At 71.1% G+C, this 21,420-nt stretch carries 18 protein-coding genes; 12 read left to right on the forward strand and 6 right to left on the reverse strand.

What is annotated here, in order from left to right:
* The first annotated feature begins 69 nt into the window (after nucleotides 1–69).
* From ABZ444_RS48265 to ABZ444_RS48275, 3 genes are read left to right on the forward strand one after another with little or no spacing between them, the layout of a single operon-like run.
* Complete coding sequence (locus ABZ444_RS48265) at nucleotides 70–1,083, forward strand: ABC transporter permease (protein ID WP_352364030.1); 1,014 nt, start codon at nucleotides 70–72, stop codon at nucleotides 1,081–1,083.
* On the forward strand, nucleotides 1,080–2,108 hold the full coding sequence (locus ABZ444_RS48270; RefSeq protein WP_357977283.1) for an ABC transporter ATP-binding protein: 1,029 nt from the start codon (nucleotides 1,080–1,082) through the stop codon (nucleotides 2,106–2,108). Before ABZ444_RS48265 ends, ABZ444_RS48270 begins: the two co-directional genes overlap by 4 nt.
* On the forward strand, nucleotides 2,105–3,136 hold the full coding sequence (locus ABZ444_RS48275; protein ID WP_358011330.1) for a dipeptide ABC transporter ATP-binding protein: 1,032 nt from the start codon (nucleotides 2,105–2,107) through the stop codon (nucleotides 3,134–3,136). The genes ABZ444_RS48270 and ABZ444_RS48275 overlap by 4 nt, the downstream gene beginning before the upstream one ends.
* Before the next feature lie 99 nt (nucleotides 3,137–3,235).
* On the opposite strand, the gene ABZ444_RS48280 is transcribed toward ABZ444_RS48275, so the two are convergent.
* The 3 genes from ABZ444_RS48280 to ABZ444_RS48290 form a co-directional block, all read right to left on the reverse strand.
* Nucleotides 3,236–3,919 carry a response regulator transcription factor gene (locus ABZ444_RS48280; RefSeq protein ID WP_358011332.1) on the reverse strand — a complete coding sequence of 228 codons (684 nt, stop codon included), beginning with the start codon at nucleotides 3,917–3,919 and terminating at the stop codon, nucleotides 3,236–3,238.
* The gene (locus ABZ444_RS48285; RefSeq protein WP_358011335.1) at nucleotides 3,916–5,091 is read right to left on the reverse strand and encodes a sensor histidine kinase; all 1,176 of its coding nucleotides are present in this window, start codon (nucleotides 5,089–5,091) and stop codon (nucleotides 3,916–3,918) included. The genes ABZ444_RS48280 and ABZ444_RS48285 overlap by 4 nt, the downstream gene beginning before the upstream one ends.
* Before the next feature lie 99 nt (nucleotides 5,092–5,190).
* On the reverse strand, nucleotides 5,191–6,051 hold the full coding sequence (locus ABZ444_RS48290; protein WP_358011338.1) for a RecB family exonuclease: 861 nt from the start codon (nucleotides 6,049–6,051) through the stop codon (nucleotides 5,191–5,193).
* Between the two features lie 116 nt (nucleotides 6,052–6,167).
* Here ABZ444_RS48290 and ABZ444_RS48295 point away from each other — a divergent pair, with 116 nt between their 5' ends.
* Together ABZ444_RS48295 and ABZ444_RS48300 are read left to right on the forward strand one after the other, a co-directional pair.
* Nucleotides 6,168–7,304 (forward strand): site-2 protease family protein, encoded by a 1,137-nt coding sequence (locus tag ABZ444_RS48295; protein ID WP_358011341.1) that lies wholly within the window; start codon nucleotides 6,168–6,170, stop codon nucleotides 7,302–7,304.
* Nucleotides 7,305–7,620: 316 nt separating this feature from the next.
* A complete protein-coding gene (locus ABZ444_RS48300) occupies nucleotides 7,621–9,147 on the forward strand; it encodes an FHA domain-containing protein (protein ID WP_358011343.1) in 1,527 nt (508 codons plus the stop codon).
* Nucleotides 9,148–9,459: 312 nt separating this feature from the next.
* Here ABZ444_RS48300 and ABZ444_RS48305 read toward each other — a convergent pair whose 3' ends face one another.
* Nucleotides 9,460–9,957, reverse strand: a complete 498-nt coding sequence (locus ABZ444_RS48305; protein WP_358011345.1) for a hypothetical protein — start codon at nucleotides 9,955–9,957, stop codon at nucleotides 9,460–9,462.
* A gap of 161 nt (nucleotides 9,958–10,118) precedes the next feature.
* Nucleotides 10,119–11,210 carry a GNAT family N-acetyltransferase gene (locus ABZ444_RS48310; protein ID WP_358011347.1) on the reverse strand — a complete coding sequence of 364 codons (1,092 nt, stop codon included), beginning with the start codon at nucleotides 11,208–11,210 and terminating at the stop codon, nucleotides 10,119–10,121.
* A 55-nt stretch (nucleotides 11,211–11,265) separates the two neighbouring features.
* On the opposite strand from ABZ444_RS48310, the gene ABZ444_RS48315 reads away from it, so the two are divergent.
* The 6 genes from ABZ444_RS48315 (at nucleotide 11,266) to dop (ending at nucleotide 20,563) form a co-directional block, all read left to right on the forward strand.
* Complete coding sequence (locus tag ABZ444_RS48315) at nucleotides 11,266–12,117, forward strand: tRNA (adenine-N1)-methyltransferase (protein WP_125642614.1); 852 nt, start codon at nucleotides 11,266–11,268, stop codon at nucleotides 12,115–12,117.
* A gap of 204 nt (nucleotides 12,118–12,321) precedes the next feature.
* A complete protein-coding gene (gene arc, locus ABZ444_RS48320; RefSeq protein WP_357706964.1) occupies nucleotides 12,322–14,085 on the forward strand; it encodes a proteasome ATPase in 1,764 nt (587 codons plus the stop codon).
* Nucleotides 14,086–14,469: 384 nt separating this feature from the next.
* Nucleotides 14,470–16,728 (forward strand): carbamoyltransferase HypF, encoded by a 2,259-nt coding sequence (gene hypF / locus ABZ444_RS48325; protein ID WP_358011350.1) that lies wholly within the window; start codon nucleotides 14,470–14,472, stop codon nucleotides 16,726–16,728.
* A 64-nt stretch (nucleotides 16,729–16,792) separates the two neighbouring features.
* Nucleotides 16,793–17,812 carry a pyridoxal-phosphate dependent enzyme gene (locus tag ABZ444_RS48330; protein ID WP_358011354.1) on the forward strand — a complete coding sequence of 340 codons (1,020 nt, stop codon included), beginning with the start codon at nucleotides 16,793–16,795 and terminating at the stop codon, nucleotides 17,810–17,812.
* A 67-nt stretch (nucleotides 17,813–17,879) separates the two neighbouring features.
* Nucleotides 17,880–18,959, forward strand: a complete 1,080-nt coding sequence (locus ABZ444_RS48335) for an acyltransferase (protein ID WP_358011357.1) — start codon at nucleotides 17,880–17,882, stop codon at nucleotides 18,957–18,959.
* A gap of 86 nt (nucleotides 18,960–19,045) precedes the next feature.
* Nucleotides 19,046–20,563: a depupylase/deamidase Dop gene (dop, locus tag ABZ444_RS48340; RefSeq protein WP_358011359.1), complete on the forward strand. Its 1,518-nt coding sequence runs from the start codon at nucleotides 19,046–19,048 to the stop codon at nucleotides 20,561–20,563.
* 25 nt (nucleotides 20,564–20,588) lie between these two features.
* Here dop and ABZ444_RS48345 read toward each other — a convergent pair whose 3' ends face one another.
* Complete coding sequence (locus ABZ444_RS48345) at nucleotides 20,589–20,993, reverse strand: hypothetical protein (RefSeq protein ID WP_357977321.1); 405 nt, start codon at nucleotides 20,991–20,993, stop codon at nucleotides 20,589–20,591.
* Nucleotides 20,994–21,142: 149 nt separating this feature from the next.
* On the opposite strand from ABZ444_RS48345, the gene ABZ444_RS48350 reads away from it, so the two are divergent.
* A complete protein-coding gene (locus tag ABZ444_RS48350; RefSeq protein ID WP_132622197.1) occupies nucleotides 21,143–21,352 on the forward strand; it encodes a ubiquitin-like protein Pup in 210 nt (69 codons plus the stop codon).
* The last annotated feature ends 68 nt before the right edge of the window (nucleotides 21,353–21,420 follow it).

Below are 21,420 nucleotides of genomic sequence, written 5' to 3' on the forward strand. Positions count from 1 at the left end.
GTTCCCCGCCCGCGAGCGGACGCAGCAGCGACGCGTCGTGCGTCGTGAACACCATCTGCGCCGAGATCAGTGTTCACATACATTCTCAGACGGTTGATAGCGGCCGTCATGCTGCTCTTCGTGGTGAGCATCGCGACGTTCGCCATCTTCTTCCTCGTGCCTCGGCTCGCTGGGATGTCCGCTGACGACCTGGCCTCCCGGTACGTGGGCAAGGCGGCCAACGCCGAGGTGATCCACGACACGGCTGTGCGCCTCGGCTTCTACGACCCGATCCTGGTCCAGTACGGACGTTTCGTGCAGGGCATCTTCGTCGGCGTCGACCGCAACTACGGCCCCGGCATCGAGCACTGCCCGGCGCCCTGCTTCGGCTACAGCTACGTCAGCCAGAACCCGGTCCTGCCCGACCTGCTCAACCGCCTGCCGATCACCTTGTCGCTGGCGCTCGGCGCGGCCGTCGTGTGGGTCATCTTCGGCGTGGCCACCGGCGTGTTGTCGGCGCTGCGCCGCGGCAGCTTCTTCGACCGCCTGTCCATGGGCATCGCCCTGGCCGGCGTCTCGCTGCCGATCTTCTTCACCGGCATCGTCTCCCTGGCCATCTTCCGCGACCAGCTCGGGCTGGTCGGCGACGTGGCCGACTGGGTGCCGATCAGCGAAGACCCGCTCACCTGGGCCAACAACCTCATGCTGCCCTGGGTGACGCTCGCCTTCCTGTACGCCGCCGGCTACGCCCGCCTCACCCGCGCGGGCATGCTGGAGACCATGTCGGAGGACTACATCCGCACGGCCAGGGCCAAGGGCCTGCCCGAGCGGAAGGTGGTGCTCAAACACGGGCTGCGGGCCACGCTCACCCCCGTGGTCACCATGTTCGGCCTCGACCTGGGGCTGCTGCTCGGCGGCGCCGTCCTGACCGAGAGCACCTTCTCGCTGCCCGGCATCGGCAAGTACGCCGTCGACGCCATCAGCAACAACGACCTTCCCCAGGTGATGGGCGTCACGATCGTCGCGGCGGCCTTCATCATCCTGGCCAACCTGATCGTCGACCTGCTCTACGCGGTCGTTGACCCGAGAGTGAGGCTGGCGTGAGTCCCTTCCTCGACGTCAAGGACCTGAAGATCCACTTCCCGACCGACGACGGCCTGGTCAGGTCCGTCGACGGGCTGACCTTCAGCCTCGAACGCGGCAAGACCCTCGGAATCGTCGGCGAGTCCGGCTCGGGCAAGTCGGTGACCAGCCTCGGCATCCTCGGCCTGCACAAGGGCAAGGGCGCCAACGTCTCGGGCGAGATCTGGCTCGACGGCGAGGAGCTCGTGGGCGCCTCGCAGGAGCACGTGCGCGGGTTGCGTGGCAAGAAGATGGCGATGATCTTCCAGGATCCGCTGTCGGCGATGCACCCCTTCTACACGGTCGGCGACCAGATCGTCGAGGCGTACCGGATCCACCACAAGGTGTCCAAGTCCGTCGCCAAGAAGCACGCCGTGGACATGCTGGGCCGCGTGGGCATCCCCGAGCCGCAGCGCCGCGTCGACTCCTACCCGCACGAGTTCTCCGGCGGCATGCGCCAGCGCGCGATGATCGCCATGGCGCTGTCGTGCGACCCCGAACTGCTCATCGCCGACGAGCCGACCACCGCGCTCGACGTGACGGTGCAGGCCCAGATCCTCGACCTCATGGTCGACCTGCAGCGCGAGTTCAACTCCGCGCTGATCATCATCACCCACGACTTGGGCGTGGTGGCCGAGCTGTCCGACGACATCCTGGTCATGTACGGCGGCAAGTGCATCGAGTACGGCACCGCCGACGACATCTTCTACCGTCCCGAGCACCCCTACACATGGGGTCTACTGGGATCGATGCCCCGCCTCGACCGGGAGCCCACCGAACGGCTGCTGCCGATCAAGGGCTCGCCGCCGTCCCTGATCAACGTGCCTCCGGGCTGCGCCTTCCACCCCCGCTGCCCCTACGCCGAGCGCACCGGGGGCAAGTCCAGCAGTGAGGTGCCCGGCCTGATCGAGACCGAGGGCGGCCACCTGGTGCGCTGCCACATGACCAGGACGGAGCGGCGGGAGCTGTGGGAGAACGAGATCAAGCCAGTGCTGGAGAGCCAGTGAGCGAGACGGTGACCGCGAACGAGCCGCTTCTTTCCGTCCAGGGGCTGGAGAAGCACTTCCCGGTGACGAAGGGCCTGCTCAAGCGGCAGGTCGGCGCCGTCAAGGCGGTCGACGGGGTCAGCTTCGACGTCTTCAAGGGCGAGACGCTCGGCCTGGTGGGGGAGTCCGGCTGCGGCAAGTCCACCACCGGCCGCCTGGTCACCAGGCTCCTCGAGCCGACCGGTGGCAAGGTCGTCTTCGAGGGCCAGGACATCACGCACATGGGGCAGGGCAGGCTCAGGCCGCTCCGCCGCGACATGCAGATGATCTTCCAGGACCCGTTCTCGTCCCTGAACCCCCGCCACACCGTCGGCACCATCGTCGGCGCGCCGTTCCGCATCCAGGGCGTGCAGACCGAGAACGGCGTCAAGAAGGCGGTCCAGGACATCCTCGCCCTGGTCGGGCTCAACCCCGAGCACTACAACCGCTACCCGCACGAGTTCTCCGGCGGTCAGCGGCAGCGCATCGGCATCGCCCGCACGCTCGCCCTCAAGCCCAAGCTCATCATCGCCGACGAGCCGGTCTCGGCGCTCGACGTGTCCATCCAGGCCCAGGTCGTCAACCTGCTGGAGGACCTGCAGAACGAGCTCGACCTGACCTACGTCGTGATCGCCCACGACCTGTCGGTGGTGCGCCACATCAGCGACCGGGTCGCGGTCATGTACCTGGGCAAGATCGTCGAGATCGCCGACCGCAAGAGCCTGTACAACTCGCCGATGCACCCCTACACCAACGCCCTGCTGTCGGCCGTGCCCGTGCCCGACCCCAAGGTGCGCAAGGAACGCGAGCGCATCAGGCTCACCGGCGACGTGCCGAGCCCGCTCAACCCGCCGCCCGCCTGCCGCTTCCACACCCGCTGCTGGAAGGCGCAGGAGATCTGCAAGACGGTCGAGCCGCCCCTGGAGCAGCTGGCCGGCGGCCACCGCGTGGCCTGCCACTTCCCGGAGAAGGCGCCCGCCGCCGCGACCGCCGCGGCGACGCAGGCCTGATCCGGGCCTGACCTGGGCCTGACCCGGGCCTGAGACCTTGCGGCCGCCGCCCTCCTGCCGGGGCGGCGGCCTCGGGACATCCTGTCGAGGGTAGCGGCCTCAGGACATCGCGCCGGGCGTGATCAGCCCGGTCTCGTACGCCAGCACCACGGCCTGCACCCGGTCGCGCAGCCCCAGCTTGGTCAGCACGTTGCCCACGTGCGTCTTGACCGTCGTCTCGCTCACCACGAGCTTGGCCGCGATCTCCGCGTTGGACATGCCCTTGGCGATCAGCCGCAGCACCTCCAGCTCCCGCTCGGTCAGCCGGTCGAGGCGGGCCGGCGTGGCCTGCTCGTAGGCCGAGGGCAGCCGCTTGGAGAACCGGTCGAGCAGCCGCCTGGTCACGCTCGGCGCCACGATCGCGTCGCCCGCCGCCACCACCCGGATCGCCTGCACCAGCTCGTCGGGAGGCACGTCCTTCAGCAGGAAGCCCGAGGCCCCCGACCGCAGCGCCTCCACGATGTACTCGTCGAGGTCGAACGTGGTCAGCACCAGCACCTTCGGCACGTGCGCCGTGGGCGCGGCCTCCCGCACGATCCGGCGGGTCGCCTCGATGCCGTCGATGCCCGGCATGCGGATGTCCATGAGCACCACGTCGGGCAGCAGCGCCCTGGTCTGCTCCATCGCGCCTTTGCCGTCGCCGGCCTGGCCGACCACCGTGATGTCGGACTCGGCCTCCAAGATCAGGCGAAATCCCGTGCGCAGCAGCGGCTGGTCGTCCACCAGCAGCACTCTGATCGTCATTGGCCGTCCTTCAACGGGAACCTCGCCCGCACCTCGAAACCGCCCCCCGGTCGCGGACCGATGTTCAGAATTCCACCATAGAGTGCGACCCGCTCGCGAATGCCGACCAGGCCGTGGCCCGGCCGGTCGGCCGCCGGCGCGGTGCCCCTGCCGTCGTCCTCGACGCGTACGTCCAGGCCCGAGGGGGCGTGCGAGACGGTCACCACCGCCTCGGCCCCGGCCCCCGCGTGCCGCAGGCTGTTCGTCAGCCCCTCCTGGACCAGCCGGTAGGCGGCCAGGTCGACCCCGGCGGGCAACGGCCGCGGCTCGCCCTCCACGTGCAGCCGCGTGGGCAGCCCCGCCTCACGCATCTGCTCCACCAGACCCGGCAGATCGCCCACGCCCGGCTGCGGCCCCAGCTCGGCCCGCGCGTCGGTACGCAGCACGCCCACGATGTTGCGCATCTCGGACATGGCCAGCCGCCCGGTGTTCTCGATCGCCGACAGCGCCTCCCGCGCCAGGTCGGGATCGGCGGCCAGCACCCGCCGCGCCGCGGCCGCCTGCACCGTCATCACGCTCACGTGGTGGGCCACCACGTCGTGCAGCTCACGGGCGATGCGCGAGCGCTCCTCGGCCCGCGCGGCCCGCGTGTCGGCCGCGTGGGCCCGCTCCAGCCTGGCCGCCCGGTCGCGCAGCTCCTCCAGGTACGCCCGCCGCAGCCGCAGGCTCCTGCCCGCCCCCCAGACCGCCAGCAGCACCAGGACCGCCACCACGTGCCCGCTCGCGCCCGGCGGCGTGACCGGGCCGGCCAGCGCCCCCACCGCGTACGTCAGCAGCGAGACCAGCAGCCCGCCCAGCGCCACCGCCAGCCCCCGGTTGGAGGCCACCGAGTACACCAGCACCAGGCTGGACACCCCCGACGCGCCGGTGCCGTAACCCAGCGCGGTCAGCGCCGTCTCGGGGATCAGGCCCGCGCACAGCGCCGCCAGCGGCCAGCGCCTGCGCACCGCGATGGGCGCGGCGGCCAGCACCAGCAGCGCCGCCCCGAGCCCGTCGGGCGCGCGCATGCTCCCCGCCGTCAGCTCCGCCGGCTCCAGGCGCTCGGGCCCGTAGAGGAGGAAGAGCGTCACCGAGGCCGCGGCCACCACGACGGCCAGGGCCGTGTCGTGGAACAGGGGTCGGTCGATCCGCACCGCTTCACTGTAGGCCCAGGTGAGAGCCTGGAACTCCTCCCTTCGGAGGATAAGGAGCGGCCTGTCGGAGGGCTACGGGCCCAGGGCTACAGGCCGGGGCTACAGCTCGTCGGTGGCCGCGCGCCGGTTGCTGCGCACGGTGTCGCCGGGCTGGCGGTCGGGCACCGGCGGCGGGGTGCCGCCGAACTCCGGGCACAGCGCCTGGTGGTCGCACCAGTCGCACAGCCGGCTGCGGCGCGCCCGCCACTCGCCGGTCTCCAGCGCCCGCTCGATCGCCGTCCACAGCGCCATCACCTTGCGCTCGGTGGCCAGCAGGTCGGCCTCGTCGGGGGCGTAACGCAGCACCTCGCCGCGCCCGCCCAGGTAGACCAGCTGCAGCAGCCGGGGCACCTGCCCGCGCAGCCGCCACAGCACCAGCGCGTAGAACTTCATCTGGAACAGCGCCTTGGCCTCGAAGTCGGGGCCGGGCGCGCTGCCGGTCTTGTAGTCGACCACCCGGACCTCGCCGGTGGGCGCCACGTCGAGCCGGTCGACGTAGCCCCGCAGCATCAGGCCGCCCTCCAGCACCGCCTGCACGTAGAGCTCGCGCTCGGCGGGCTCCAGCCGGGTCGGGTCCTCCAGTGTGAAGTAGCGCTCCAGCATCGCCCGCGCCTGCGCCAGCCACTCGGCCTGCTCGGCGTCGTCGGCGAACATCCGCGCGTACTGCTCGTCCTCCTGCAGCAACCGCTGCCACTGGGGCTCCAGCAGCTCCAGCGCCGCCTGCACCGACCGGCGCGGCGCTGGCAGGTCGTAGAGCCGCTCCAGCACGGCGTGCACCACGGTGCCGCGCACGGCCGCGGGGGAGGGTTTCTCGGGCAGCTGGTCGATGACCCGGAACCGGTAGAGCAGGGGACAGGTCATGAAATCGCCTGCCCGGGAGGGGGAGAGAGCTCCGATGATCACCGGTTCGGTCAACGTCATGCACCGCACTCTAGGTCAAGAGCCCGACAGAATAACCCTCGCCGGGACGAGGATCACGTGATCGGGCGCGTAGCATCGAGGCAGCAACAGCACGTAATGGACGTACGAGGAGTGCGGTGAGCGAGCAGAGCCCGCGTCAGGAGTTCCCCGGCCTTCGGATGGGGCGGCCCTTCGGCATCCCGGTGTACGTCTCCTGGACGTGGTTCATCGTCGCGGCCTTCATCACCGTCATGTTCGGCCCCCGCATGCGCGACATGCTGCCCGAGCTGGACAACACCGTCGCCTACGCGGTGGCCTTCGTCTTCGCCGTGCTGCTCTACGTCTCGGTGCTGCTGCACGAGCTGGCCCACAGCGTGCTGGCCAAGATGTTCGGCCTGCCGGTGCGCCGGATCACCCTCTACTTCCTCGGCGGCGTGTCGGAGATCGAGAAGGAGCCGCCGACGCCGGGCAAGGAGTTCCTGGTCGCCGCCGCCGGGCCGGCCCTGTCGCTCGGCCTGGCCGGGCTCGGCCTGCTCGCCGACACGTACGTGATCAACGACGGCGGCATCGCCGAGGTGCTCATCTGGCAGCTGTGGGTGGCCAACCTCATCGTCGGCGTGTTCAACCTGCTGCCCGGCCTGCCGCTCGACGGCGGCCGGATGCTGCGCGCGGGCGTGTGGAAGCTGACCAGGAACCCCGGCTCCGGCACGGTCGTGGCCGCCTGGGGCGGGCGCGTGCTGGCCGTGCTGCTGGTCGTCCTGCCGTTCGCGACGTCGATGACGAGCGGGCAGGAGTTCGACCCCGTCGAGCTGCTGTGGCCGGTGGTGCTGGCCTCCTTCATCTGGATGGGCGCCACCCAGTCGCTGCGCGTGGCCCGCATCCGCGCCCGCATCCCGCAGGTCAACGCGCGGGCGCTGGCCCGCAGGGCGATCCCGGTGGCGGCCGAGACGCCGCTGGCCGAGGCGCTGCGGCAGGCCGCCGATCAGCGGGCGGGCGCCCTGGTGGTGGTCGACCACGACGGACGGCCGGTCGCCATCGTCAACGAGGCCGCCGTCCAGGCCACCCCCGAGCACCGGCGCCCGTGGGTCGACGTGGGCTCGCTGGCCAAGGCGCTCGAACCGACCATGGTGCTGGCCGCCGACCTGACCGGCGAGCCGCTCATCGACGCCATGCGCTCGGCCCCCGCGGGGGAGTACCTGCTGGTGGAGCACGGCGGCGAGATCTACGGCGTGCTCGCCACCGCCGACGTAAACCGCGTCTTCACCGGGGTCTGACATGCCCGGCGCGTTTGCGGCTAAGGTCTTGTCCGGCCACTTCCCGTAGCCCGGCGATTTCGATGCCAGGACGGCAGGCCGATAGTCTTCTGTTTGGCTGAACTTGCACAGTTGACGGGTTGGTCGTGGTCCACCGGTTCACCGAATCGAGACGCCTGGGCCGCGACACGGCGTCGTCGTCTGGGTATGCGTATGGCTGGTGGCCGGCACGGCAGTGCGGGTGCCGTAATATCGCCGGCTTCCGGGAGGAGAGTTGAGTGACCGAGCGCAGCGAGGGCACCGATGAGCGCAGCACGGTAGTCATGAGGGAGGGCGCATGAGCGGCCAGGGCTTCGGAGTGGTGCGTCCCCTTCCCGGCGACGGGCTGGTCGCCTACATCGGCGGGCTGCTGCTGGTGTGCGACGCGGGCGAGGCGGCCGCCGACGGCCTGATCGAGGCGCTGCGCGAGACGGCGGCCTCCGGCGGCGACGGCCGGGCGCTGGCCCGCCGCGCGGCGCAGGTGCTGGCCGCCAACATGGCGGGCGACCCGGCCACGTGCGCGGTCGCCGGTCCGGTGGGCGGCGGCGTGGCCGTGCTGGTCAGCGGCTCGGCCTCGGCCTCGGTCAGCACCTCCGGCGGCGAGACCCGCCTGGCCGGCAGCGACTCCCTGACCTGGGCCGACCGGCTGATCAGCGGCCCGGTCGAGCGTGTCGAGCTCACCCTGCCCGGCGCCGGCGGCCCGCATCCCGCGGTCGGCTTCGAGGGCGGCGTCGTCCACGGCGGCGGCCTGATCGGCGACCTCACCGACCAGCCGTCGCACGTCCGTCCGCAGGGGCAGGCGGCCGACCGGTCCAGGCCGCTCACCAGCGAGATGCCCAACACGGCCCTGCACATGGAGCCCGACCTGGCCCCGCCGCCCGAGCGGCCGGTCGAGCGGCCTCCCTACCCGCTGGCCGACCAGCCGCCGCTCGTCCAGGGCCCGCCCTCGGGCGCGCAGGCCGGCGTCCCGCACCCGGGCCCCCAGCCCGGTCCCCACTCCGGTCCCCACCACTCCGGCCCTCCGTCGCTGGACCAGCCGCCGTTCGGGCACGAGCAGCCGCCGTTCGGGCAGGAGCAGCCCCCGTTCGGGCACGAGCAGCCGCCGTACCTGCCGCCCCAGGACCAGCCTCCCTTCCTGCCCGCGCAGGAGCAGCCCCACCCCGAGCCCCAGCAGCAGTTCCCGTCCTACGACGAGCTGCCGCCGTCCGGCAGCGGCATGGCCGACCAGCCGCAGCAGCACATGGGCCCGCCCGATCACTTCGACCAGCCGGCCCCGCCCGTGCTCGGCCCGCCGGAGCACTTCGACCACCCGGGGCCGCCGCCGCAGGAGCAGCAGGGCGATCACGGCGACCGCCCGCTGGTCTACGGGGTCGACTGCAAGAACGACCACTTCAACGACCCCAGGGTGCCCTACTGCGCCGTCTGCGGCATCGCCCTGGTGCAGCGGACGCTGGTGCCGTACAAGGGGCCGCGGCCCTCGCTCGGGGTGCTCATCCTCGACGACGGCACGGCGCTGCCGCTGGAGAGCGACTACCTGCTGGGCCGTGACCCCGAGCGCGCGCCCGAGGTGGCGGGCGGCTCGGCCAGGCCCGCCAAGGTCACCAGCCCCGACGGCTCGGTCTCGCGCCGCCACCTGCGGGTGGCCCTCGACGGCTGGGACGTCAACCTGGTCGACCTGGGCTCGGTCAACGGCACCCAGATCCAGCCGCCCGGCGACCCCAACTTCTACGACATCCCGCCCAACGAGCCGGTCACCATCGCCCCCGGCACGACGGTCCGCGTGGGCGTCTCCCGCACCCTTCGCTTCGAGGCCCACCGGGGCTGAACCCGGCACCCGTCCGCCCGCACCTGTTTCCCGGGTGCGGGCGTTCGTGTTTCCGGAAGAATCTTTTGGGAAATGCGCCAGGAATGCCCGGTGTCGAACGGCTGAATGGAAATTGTCGGGGCGGCGAGTAAGGATATTTAGCGGGTACTGGGCGACATTTCTGGAAATGGTGGGACCGGGTTCGCGACCCTCTCCGATGGCGGGATCCGGGCCGTCCCAAAGGTTCCCATGGGTCGGCCGTCCAGAAGGGGCCGTCGTGATGGAGCAGCCGTTCCGGAGGGGGCGTCCCGGAGGGTCAGTCGGGCCGGAGGGTCAGCTGGGTCGGAAGGTGCGTACGCCGCGCAGCAGCCGCACGGCCGCCTCCAGCCCGCGCGCCCCCTCCACGGCCCGCCCCGCCGCCGTCGCGAACCGGCTCAGCAGGTGCTCGTCCCCCTCCTGGAACCCCCGTCCCGCCACCCACACGAACGTGTGGTCGCGGACCTGCGCCGGCACCGGCACGGCCAGGAAGCCCGGCTCGCCCATCGTCTCGTCCCGCGCCAGCCGTAGCGCCCCCTCCGCGGCGGCCAGCTCCTTCAGCACCCCGGACCCCGACAACCACCACCGCACCCGCAGCGGGTCTCCCGGCGGCGCGTGGACGTGCAGCGGACGGGCGTCCCGCCGCAGCACGTCCACGTGGACGAACCCCGCGTACGCGGTGCCCGCCACGGCCGCCGCGGCGCGGGCGAGCCGATCGATCGCGTCGGCGACCTCCAGACAGGAGAACGCGGTGATGAGTTCGCGCATGGCGATATCGACACGGTTGTTTGGCATCGCGGTGATTCCCTCGGGTGGAGGGGGAAGAGATCGCGCGGCCCGATCACGCGAAACTCCGAACGGTGCCCCGGAGTATCACCCCCGACGCGGCTCTTGACTACCCCTCAACAGGAAATTGCGATTTTTCCGCATTTCGCAGGCAGAGCCGGTCGAGCACTTCACGACGGGCGCAGCCGCACCCACTCCACGTCGTCCGCCCGCGTGCCGTCCGGCTTCGGGAACAGCTCCCGGTGGAGGCTCTCCCTGCTGAAACCGGCACGCTCCAGCACCGCGTGCGAGGCCGTGTTCACCACGTCGGTGCCGGCCACGACCCGGTGCAGGGCGGTACGCGCGAACGCCCAGTCGACCAGCAGCCGCACCGCGCGGGTCATGAACCCCCTGCCGCGGAAGCCCGGCACCAGCGAGTAGCCGATCATGGCCTGCCCGAGCACGGGGACGACCTGCATGAGCTGGAGGTGCCCGGCGAATGTGCCGGTGGCGGCGTCCCTGACCGCCAGCTCGATCCGCTGCCCGGTCACCCACCAGTAGGCGGTGCAGCGGCAGCGCTGCTCGTCCTCCTCCAGGGAGGCGGGCGGGGTCAGGGAGTAGGCGGTCACGCTCGGGTCGCACATCATCCGGTGGTACTCCGGGGCGTCCTCCACCGCGAGCGGCACGAGCCGCACCACGCCGTCGGTCAGCTCGCCGCCGTCGAAGAAGGGCAGGTACGGCTCCTCGGCCGCCGCCGGCTCCCCGGCGATCCGAGCGAAGGACACCAGGTCGGCCCACCGCCCGTCGCGCAGCCGCTTGGCCTTGCGCCGCCGGCCCTCCTCGCGGAACCCGGCCCTGAGCGCGACCTTGAGGCTGGCCACGTTCTCCACCTCGGCCTGCAGCTCCACCCGGTGCACGCCGTGGTCGGCCAGCCAGTCGGACACCGCCCTGGCGGCCCGGGCGGCCACGCCCCTGCCGCGCGCCCAGGGCGCCACCACGTAGCCGATCTCGGCCGTGCCCCAGCGGTCGGGCGGGCGGACCCCGATCGCGCCGGCGTACCGGCCGTCCTCGGTGACGGCCCACTCCGCGCCGCCCGACGCCCACTTGTCCTCGGCGAACTTCAGGTACGCGCGGGCGTCCTCGATCCGGTACGGCGACGGCAGCAGCGGCAGATGCCGGGCGGTGACCGGGTCGTCCATCATGCGCGCGATCGCCTCGGCGTCGGGGTCGGCGGGCATTCGCAGGATCAGGGGACCGGTGGAGATCACGTCGCGCGGGAGCATCCCCCATAGATACCGCGCGTCCGCGCGCGTGAGAAACCCATATAACCTTGCCGCCATGGGTTTCCGCAGGCATGGGCCGTTCCAGGCAGGGGATCAGGTGCAGCTCACCGACCCCAAGAACAAGCGCCACACGATCACGCTCAAGCAGGACGGCGTCTTCCACACGCACAAGGGCGCCATCCCGCACAGCGACCTGATCGGGCAGCCTGAAGGCTCCGTCGTGCGGTCCTCCGGCGGCACCGCCTACCTCGCCTTCCGCCACCTGCTGCAGGACTACACGCTGGCGATGCCGCGCGGTGCGGCCGTCATCTACCCCAAGGACGCCTCGATGATCGTCGGCATGGCCGACGTCTTCCCCGGCGCCAGGGTGATCGAGGCCGGCGTCGGCTCCGGCGCCCTGACCTGCTTCCTGCTGCGCGCCGTCGGCCCCGAGGGCCACGTCACCTCCTACGAGCGCCGCGAGGAGTTCGCCGAGGTGGCCCGCAAGAACGTGGAGAAGTTCTTCGGCGGCCCCATGGACGACAACTGGCGCCTGGTCCTCGGTGACCTGGTCTCCTCGATCGACGAGGCCGACGTCGACCGCGTCATCCTCGACATGCTGGCTCCCTGGGAGTGCGTCGACGCCGCCGCCAAGGCCCTCACGCCGGGTGGCGTCATCTGCTGCTATGTCGCCACCACCACCCAGATGTCCAAGACCGTGGAGGCCATTCGCGATCACGGGTGTTTCACCGAGCCTCATGCGTGGGAGACCCTGGTTCGCGACTGGCATGTCGAAGGGCTCGCGGTTCGTCCCGATCATCGGATGATCGGCCACACCGGCTTCCTCGTCAGCGCCCGCCGCATGGCAGACGGAGTGACGCCGCCACCGCGACGCCGCCGACCGAAGGGAACCACCGAGGAACTATGACAATTTGGCCACGAGGGTGCGTTGGTGCGTGACACGGGAACAGATCGCCGTGTTCATATGCTGGGAGTATTAAACGCACCATTGGGGATTATTCACCGAATACTGCATGTCACTCGATGAACACTGCCCGGCCAGGTTACGGAGGGGCCCGAGATAGGTAAGGTCCTTAGTAGTCGCCCTCGACTGGGAAGGAGGTGACGGGGCGTGGCAGCTCGCGATGATGCTGAGGCTCGAGCCGCGCAGCGCGAACGGGAGGTCGCTGATCTTTCAACACAGGTCTCCTTCCTCCAGGAGGAGATCACCGCGCTGAGGCGGAAGCTGGCCGAGTCACCCCGTCAGGCCAGAGTCCTCGAAGAGCGTCTCCATGAGGCACAGGCGAATCTCGCGGCCGTGACAGGCCAGAACGAGCGCCTGGTGGCCACACTCAAGGAGGCCCGGGACCAGATCGTCGCTCTCAAGGAGGAGGTCGACCGGCTGGCTCAGCCGCCGTCCGGCTTCGGCACCTTCCTTGAAGCCCGAGAAGACGGCACGATCGAGGTGTTCACCGGAGGGCGCAAGCTCCGGGTGAACGTCAGCCCCGCCGTCGACGTCGACTCGCTGAGGCGTGGCCAGGAGGTCATGCTCAACGAAGCACTCAACGTGGTCGAGGCGCTCGGCTACGAAGAGGTCGGCGAGATCGTCATGCTCAAGGAACTGCTGGACGAGGGCAAGCGGGCCCTGGTCATCTCGCACGCCGACGAGGAGCGCGTCGTGCGACTGGCCGACTCGCTGGTCGGCCAGCCCATCAGGGCCGGTGACTCGCTCCTGCTCGAACCCCGCTCCGGCTACGTCTACGAGCGCATACCCAAGTCCGAAGTCGAAGAGCTCGTGCTCGAGGAGGTCCCCGACATCTCCTACGAGGAGATCGGCGGGCTCATGCGGCAGATCGAGCAGATCAGGGACGCCATCGAGCTGCCCTACCTGCACGCCGACCTGTTCCGCGAGCACAAACTCCGTCCCCCGAAGGGCGTGCTGCTCTACGGCCCGCCCGGCTGCGGCAAGACGCTCATCGCCAAGGCGGTCGCCAACTCCCTGGCCAAGCAGGTCGCGGAGAAGACCGGCCAGTCCGGCAAGAGCTTCTTCCTCAACATCAAGGGCCCGGAGCTGCTCAACAAGTACGTCGGCGAGACCGAGCGGCACATCCGCCTGGTCTTCCAGCGGGCTCGTGAGAAGGCCTCCGAGGGCACCCCGGTGATCGTGTTCTTCGACGAGATGGACTCGATCTTCCGCACCCGAGGCTCGGGCGTCTCCTCCGACGTGGAGAACACCATCGTCCCTCAGCTGCTGTCGGAGATCGACGGCGTCGAGGGCCTGGAGAACGTCATCGTGATCGGCGCCTCCAACCGCGAGGACATGATCGACCCCGCGATCCTGCGGCCGGGCCGCCTGGACGTGAAGATCAAGATCGAGCGGCCCGACGCCGAGGCGGCCAAGGACATCTTCTCCAAGTACCTGCTGGCGGAGCTCCCCCTGCACCCCGACGATCTGTCCGAGCACGGCGACTCCCGCGAGGCGACGATCCACGGCATGATCCAGAGTGTGGTCGAGCGCATGTACACCGAGAGCGAGGAGAACCGCTTCCTCGAGGTGACGTACGCCAACGGTGACAAGGAAGTCCTCTACTTCAAGGACTTCAACTCCGGCGCGATGATCCAGAACATCGTCGACCGGGGCAAGAAGATGGCCATCAAGCAGTTCCTGGAGAGCGGCCAGAAGGGTCTGCGGGTGCAACACCTGCTCACCGCCTGCGTCGACGAGTTCTCCGAGAACGAAGACCTGCCCAACACCACCAACCCCGACGACTGGGCCCGCATCTCCGGCAAGAAGGGCGAGCGGATCGTCTACATCCGCACGCTGGTCTCCGGCAAGCAGGGCACCGAGGCCGGCCGTTCGATCGACACGGTCGCCAACACCGGCCAGTACCTGTAGGTAACCGTCTGGAAAGGGCCGCGCGGCCGTCCGCGCGGCCCTTTCCATGCCCGCCGGTGGAAGCCGCCTGGAAGAGCCAGGGCAGCTTCCCGGGAAGTCGCCTGGGAGGCCTGGGGAGCTTCCGGCGGAGAGCCGGGAGAACGCGCCCGGGAGAGTCGGGGGAGCTTCCGGGCGAGCGGGGGAACCACCCGGGGGAGAGCGCGGGCGAGAGCCGGGGGACGCCTTCCGGCAGACCGGCGCGTGACTTGCGGGGGATGGGCGCGTGACTCCTGAGAGAAGGGCGCGCGACTTCCGAGGGGATGGGCGCGCGACTCCTGAGAGAAGGGCGCGCGACACGCGTCATCCGCCGTACAAGCCGCCCCGGCGAGGCGCACACTGGGGCCTGTGACCGTCCGTAAGCGGGTGGACGTCCGCGTCGAAGGCGTCGTCCAGGGCGTGGGGTTCCGCCCCTTCGTGTATTCGCTGGCCAGCAGGCTCGGCCTGGCCGGCCGCGTGCGCAACGACGTCGAGGGGGTGTTCATCGAGGTCGAGGGCGCCCTGGCCGGGGTCGAGGAGTTCCTGACCGCGCTGGAGCGCGACGCGCCCGCCCTGTCGGAGATCGAGAGCGTCACCGTCGTCAGCGGCGCGCCCGCGGGCCACCGGGGCTTCAGCATCGCCGCCGGCGACCCGGCCGGCCCGCGCCGCGCCCTCGTCCCGGCCGACCTCGCCACCTGCGACGACTGCCTGCGCGAGCTGGCCGACCCGGCCGGCCGGCGCCACCGCTACCCGTTCATCGCCTGCGCCAACTGCGGGCCGCGCTTCACCGTCGTGCGCGGCGTGCCCTATGACCGGCTGCTGACCACCATGGCCGGGTTCGCGATGTGCGCCGACTGCTCGGCCGAGTACCACGACCCCGGCGACCGCCACTTCCGCGCCGAGTCCACCTGCTGCCCCGCCTGCGGCCCGTCCCTGCGCCTGCTGGACGCCCGCGGCGCCGAGCTGTGCGGCGACCCGGTCAGCGCCTGCGCGACCATGCTGCGGGCCGGCCGCGTCGTCGCCGTCAAGGGGCTGGGCGGGTTCCACCTGGCCGTGCCCGCCGCCCACCAGGAGGCCGCCGCGGCGCTGCGGGCCCGCAAGCACCGCGCGGAGAAGCCGTTCGCCGTCATGGTCGCCGACCTCGACCAGGCCCGCCGGTTGTGCGCGGTCGACGGGCAGGGCGCCGCGCTGCTCACCGGCCGCGCGCGCCCGATCGTGCTGCTGCCCCGGCTGCCCGACGCGCCCGTCGCCGACGCCGTCGCGCCCGGCAGCCGCGACCTCGGCCTGATGCTGCCCTGCACGCCGCTGCACCACCTGCTGCTCGCGGAGCTGGCCGAGCCCATGGTCCTGACCAGCGGCAGCGTCGGCGACGAGCCCATCGCCCACGAGGACGCCGACGCGGTCACCCGGCTCGGCGGCATCGCCGACGCCTTCCTCCTCCACGACCGGGCCATCCACGTCCCCGCCGACGACTCGGTGCTGCGCCCCTGGTCCGGCGGGCACACCGTGCTGCGCCGCGCCCGCGGCCACGCGCCCGAGCCGCTCACGCTGCGCCGTCCCGCGCCCCGCCCGGTGCTGGCCTGCGGCGCCGAGCTGCGCAGCACCTTCTGCCTGGTACGCGGCCGGCGCGCGTTCCTGTCCCAGCACATCGGCGACCTGGACGACCAGGAGACCCTGCGCTCCTTCGTCGAGGGCATCGACCACTTCTGCGGCCTGTTCGACATCCGTCCCGAGGTCGTCGCCCACGACCTCGACCCCGGCTACCTGTCCACCAGGCACGCCCTGGAGCTGACCGGCGTCGAGCTCGTCGGCGTCCAGCACCACCACGCCCACATAGCCTCCTGCCTGGCCGACAACGGCGAGACGGGCCCGGTGCTCGGCGTGGCCCTCGACGGCCCCGGCCACGGCCTCGACGGCACGCTGTGGGGCGGCGAGTTCCTGCGCGCCGACCTGACCTCCTTCCAGCGGCTCGGTCACCTGGCCCTGGTCCCGATGCCCGGCGGCACCGCCGCGGTCCGCCAGCCGTGGCGCATGGCCGCGGCCTACCTGCGCGACGAGCACCCCCACCTGGACGTCGTCCGCCGCAACGCCGCCCACTGGCCCGACGTGCTCGCCCGGACCCGCAGCGGGCTGGGCGCGCCCATGACCTCCAGCGCCGGGCCGCTGTTCGACGCCGTCTCGGCGCTGCTCGGCATCCGGGACACCGTCACCTACGAGGGGCAGGCGGCCGCCGAGCTCGAACAGCGCGCCGACCCGGCCGAGAGCGGCTCGTACCCGGCGACCATCACCGAGGGCGACCTGCTCGTCGTGCACGCCGCCGACCTCGTCCGGGCCGCCGCCGCCGACGTCGCGGCCGGGATCGCCACCGGCTCGATCGCGGGCCGCTTCCACAACGGCGTGGCCGACGCCGTCGTGCGCTGCTGCGTCATGCTGAGGGACGGCACCGGCCTGAACACCGTGGCGCTGTCGGGCTCGGTGCTGCAGAACGCGCTGCTGCTCGAACGGGCCGTCGAGCGCCTGCGCGCGGCCGGGTTCCGGGTGCTCACCCACACCCGGGTGCCGCCCGGCGACGGCGGCCTCAGCCTCGGCCAGGCCGCCGTGGCCGCCGCCCGCGACCGCTCCTCGTGACATGCGCCGGACGCGCCCGCCAGGTGCCGGGGAACGCCGGCCGGCGCGTCCTAGCATGGCGATCATGCACTTCTTCAACCCCGGCCGCACGCCGTTCGCCGAGCGCGACCGTGAGCTGATCGGTGTGGAGCACGCCCGGCTCGCCCGCGCCCACTTCGCCCGGCACCCGGCCTACCGGCCCACGCCCGTGCACACCCTGACCGATATCGCCGGGGCGGGCACCGTGCACGTCAAGGACGAGAGCGGCCGCATGGGGCTGGGCAGCTTCAAGGCGCTCGGCGGGGCCTACGCCGTGCACCGGCTGTCCGAACGCGACGGCGGCGGCACCACGTACGTCTGCGCCAGCGCCGGCAACCACGGCATCTCGGTCGCGGCCGGGGCCAGGGAGCTCGGCGCGCACTGCGTCGTCTACCTCAGCGAGCAGGTGCCCGAGCCGTTCGCGCACCGGCTGCGCGCCCTGGACGCCGAGGTCCGCCGCGAGGGCGGCGACTACGACGCCAGCCTGGCCGCCGCCCTGCACGCCTCCCAGGAGCACGGCTGGCGCCTGGTCGCCGACACCTCCTGGGAGGGCTACGACGACATCCCCCTGGACGTGATGCGCGGCTACACCGTCCTGTTCGACGAGATCGAGATCCCGCCCACCCACGTGTTCGTGCAGGCCGGGGTGGGCGGGCTGGCCGCCGCCGCGGCCGGGTACACGCGCGACCGCTGGGGCGAGCAGCCGAGGATCGTCGTGGTCGAGCCCGACGGCGCGCCCTGCCTGCTGGAGAGCGCCCGCGCGGGCCGGCCGGTGCACGCGACCGGCTCGCCCACGCGCCTGGGCAGGCTCGACTGCCTGGAACCGTCCCTGATCGCCTTCGACCTGCTGAGCCGCCAGGCCGACCTGTTCGTCACCGTGGCCGACGAACAGGCCGCCGAGGCCGCCGCGCTGCTGGCCGAGCGCGGGGTGTCGCTGTCGGAGTGCGGCGCGGCGGGGGCCGCCGGGCTGCTCGCCCTCGACCCGGGCACCCGCGAGGCGATCGCCCTCGGCCCGGCCGCACGCGTGTTGCTGGTGGGAACAGAGGGACCTGTGGAACCAAAGTGATCAGCGGGTCGTCAAAAGGTGCGTGCATCAAGCTAACCGGCCAAAGCATGCTCGGGGAGACGGCCGGTTGGCCGAGCTCGACCTGCTGCGCTTCCTCGCCGCCCTGGCGGTCGTCGCCTTCCACTACCTGGTGGCCTTCGCCTCGGTCTGGGGGGCCAGGCCCGCCGCGCTGTTCCCGGCGCTGGCGCCCTTCGCCGGGCTGGGCATCCTCGGCGTCGAGCTGTTCTTCGTCATCAGCGGGTTCGTCATCCTCATGACCGTGTGGGGGCGGGGGCTCGGGGCGTTCGCCCGGTCGCGGCTGGTGCGGCTCTACCCGGCGTACTGGCTGAGCCTCGGCGCCGTGGCGGCCCTGTACGGGCTGACCGGCGCCACCGCGCTGGACCCAAAACTTTCACCAGGGCAGTACCTGGTGAACGCCACCATGTTCCAGCGGCTGTTCAAGGTGGCCGACGCCAGCGGCGTCTACTGGTCGCTCTGGGCCGAGCTGCGCTTCTACCTGCTGATCGCGATCCTGGTGATCGCCGGCGTCACGTACGCGCGCGTGCTGGTCTTCTCGGGCGTCTGGCTGGCCGCCGCGCTGGCCGCCAGGTTCGTGGACAACGACGTGCTGAACGAGATCGTCATGCCCGACTACGCCCCCTACTTCGTCGCCGGCATGGCCCTCTATCTCATCCACCAGAACCGCAAGGCCCTGCTCCCGTGGCTGTACGTCGCCGCCGGGTACGCCATGGCCGTCCCCGCCGCGCTGGGCCGCGTGCACCGCCGCATCGACGCCGCCGGGTTCAAGAACATGCCCGTCACCGACACCAGCGTGATCGTCACCCTCACCCTGATCTTCGCCGCCATGGCCCTGGTCGCCCTCGGCCTGATCCGCCTCAAACCCTCCAGGGCGCTCACCGCGCTGGGCGCCACCACTTACCCGCTTTACCTCTTCCATGGGGTCGCCGCGGCGGCGCTCATCCCGCTGCTCACCGGCGACCTGCCCTCCTGGGCGGTGGCCCTGGTCACGACTCTGGCCGCCGTCGTGCTGTCGTATCTGATCTACTCCTTTGCCGAACGGCCGATCCAGCGACTCCTCAAGCCCCGCAGATCACCGCAAACCACAACAAGCTCCGCCGTACAGATTCAGAAGGCGTCGGTGCCATAACTCTGTGGCCTCGGGGCACTGTGAAGGGCATAGGCTCGGGCATATAAACGGCGGATAGGCAGATCCGGACGAACAGAGGGTGTTGCATGACGGTGCGTCGGGTGATGGGCATCGAGACCGAATACGGCATCTCCGTACCAGGTCAGCCAGGCGCCAACGCGATGGTGACCTCCTCCCAGGTCGTGAATGCCTACCTGGCCGCCTCGGCGGCCCGCGCGCGCAGAGCGCGATGGGACTTCGAGGAGGAGAACCCGCTCCGCGACGCGCGCGGCTTCGACCTGGCCCGCGAGGTCGCCGATTCCAGCCAGCTCACCGACGAGGACCTCGGGCTGGCCAACGTCATCCTCACCAACGGGGCCAGGCTCTACGTCGACCACGCCCACCCGGAGTACTCCTCGCCGGAGTGCACCAACCCGCGGGCCGCGGTCATCTGGGACAAGGCCGGCGAGCGCGTGATGTACGACGCGGCCACCCGCGCCTCGGCGATCCCGTCCAACGCGCCGATCCAGCTCTACAAGAACAACACCGACGCCAAGGGCGCCTCCTACGGCTGCCACGAGAACTACCTGATGCGGCGCGCCACGCCGTTCGCCGACATCGTCCGGCACCTGACGCCGTTCTTCGTCTCGCGGCAGGTCGTCGTCGGCGCGGGCAAGGTCGGCATCGGCCAGGACTCCCGCGGCGAGGGCTTCCAGATCAGCCAGCGCGCCGACTTCTTCGAGGTCGAGGTCGGCCTGGAGACCACGCTCAAGCGGCCCATCATCAACACCCGCGACGAGCCGCACGCCGATCCCGAGAAGTACCGCCGGCTGCACGTCATCATCGGCGACGCCAACATGTCGGAGATCTCCACCTATCTCAAGCTCGGCTCCACCGCGCTGGTCCTGGCCATGATCGAGGAGGGCTTCCTGACCCGCGACCTGGCCGTGGAGAACCCCGTCCAGTCGCTGCGGGCGGTCAGCCACGACCCGACCTGCCGCTACGAGATCCCGATGCGCGACGGCCGCAAGCTCACCGCCGTGCAGCTCCAGATGGAGTACCTGGAGCAGGCCCGCAAGTACGTCGAGGAACGCGGCACCGCCCAGGACGAGATGAACAAGGACGTCCTCGACCGCTGGGAGTCCGTGCTCACGCGCCTGGCCGAGGACCCGATGCAGCTCTCGCGCGAGCTCGACTGGGTCGCCAAGCTGGAGCTGCTGGAGGGCTACCGCACCCGCGACAGCCTGCCCTGGTCCCACCCGCGGTTGCAGCTCGTCGACCTCCAGTACTCCGACATCCGCCCCGACCGCGGCCTGTACAACCGGCTCGTGGCACGCGGGCGCATGCAGCGCCTGATCAGCGAGGAGGAGGTCGAGCGCGCGATCGAGCTGCCGCCGACCGACACCCGCGCCTACTTCCGCGGGCGCTGCCTGAGCCAGTACAGCGAGTCGGTGGCCGCCGCCTCCTGGGACTCGGTGATCTTCGACATCCCCGGCCGGGAGTCCCTGCAGCGCGTGCCCACGCTCGAACCGCTGCGCGGCACCAAGGCCCACGTCGGTGAGCTCTTCGACCGCTGCCGCACCGCGGCCGAGCTGGTCGCCGCGCTGACCGGCACCGGGGAGTAGCCGGAGCCCCGGGCCGTCCCGGGGCTCACAGCAGGCCGATGCCGAGCGTCAGCGTGCCCGCGGCCAGCGACGCGCCGCCCACCGCGGTCAGCCAGATCAGCCGGTTCGGCTTGGTGTCGCGCGGACGCAGCACCGACAGGAAGAAGCCCAGCGGCATCAGGATGGGCGCGGCCACGATGAGCGTGCGCGTCAGCGCCTTCACGCCCTCGGGCAGGCTCGCCTGGTCCACGTACAGCATCGCGACCAGGCTGAACAGCACCAGGACGCCCGCGTGCGCGTGCCCGGCCCGCCACAGGCCCCTGCGGACGGGGTTGTCCAGATAGCCCGGCTCGTTGCGCATGAGGAAACGCAGCAGGGTCACGCCGCCGAACGCGACGCCGGGAACTGTGATGAGGAGCACACCTGCCGTGTGCAGCGAAGAGGGCGACATGTCGGGATCTCCTTGTGTATAGGTGGATCCATTATTGGATAGGAGTGCTATCCAGTCAAGCCGCCAAGATCGCACGGCGTTGGACGCGAAATGTCGTCCGGTTCGGGGAAGATATGCCTTAGAGGCAGTCCCCCAAGCGGAGGTAGGACATGGCAACCAAGGACACCGGCGGGCAGAAGCAGACCGGCCGGCGTGAGGCCGAAGTTGAGGAGACCGAGGCCTCGGCGGCGCCGGACGTGCAGGAGCGACAGGAGAAGCTCACTGACGATGTCGACGCGATCCTGGACGAAATCGACGAAGTACTCGAAGAGAACGCCGAGGAATTCGTGCGTTCCTATGTGCAAAAGGGCGGCGAGTAGGGCCAGTAGGGCCTTGTCCTCACCGCTCTGACCATGGGGAAGGATGAGCCCCGGCCGAACCGGCCGGG

Source organism: Nonomuraea sp. NPDC005730, assembly GCF_040630865.1.
GTDB lineage: Bacteria > Actinomycetota > Actinomycetes > Streptosporangiales > Streptosporangiaceae > Nonomuraea.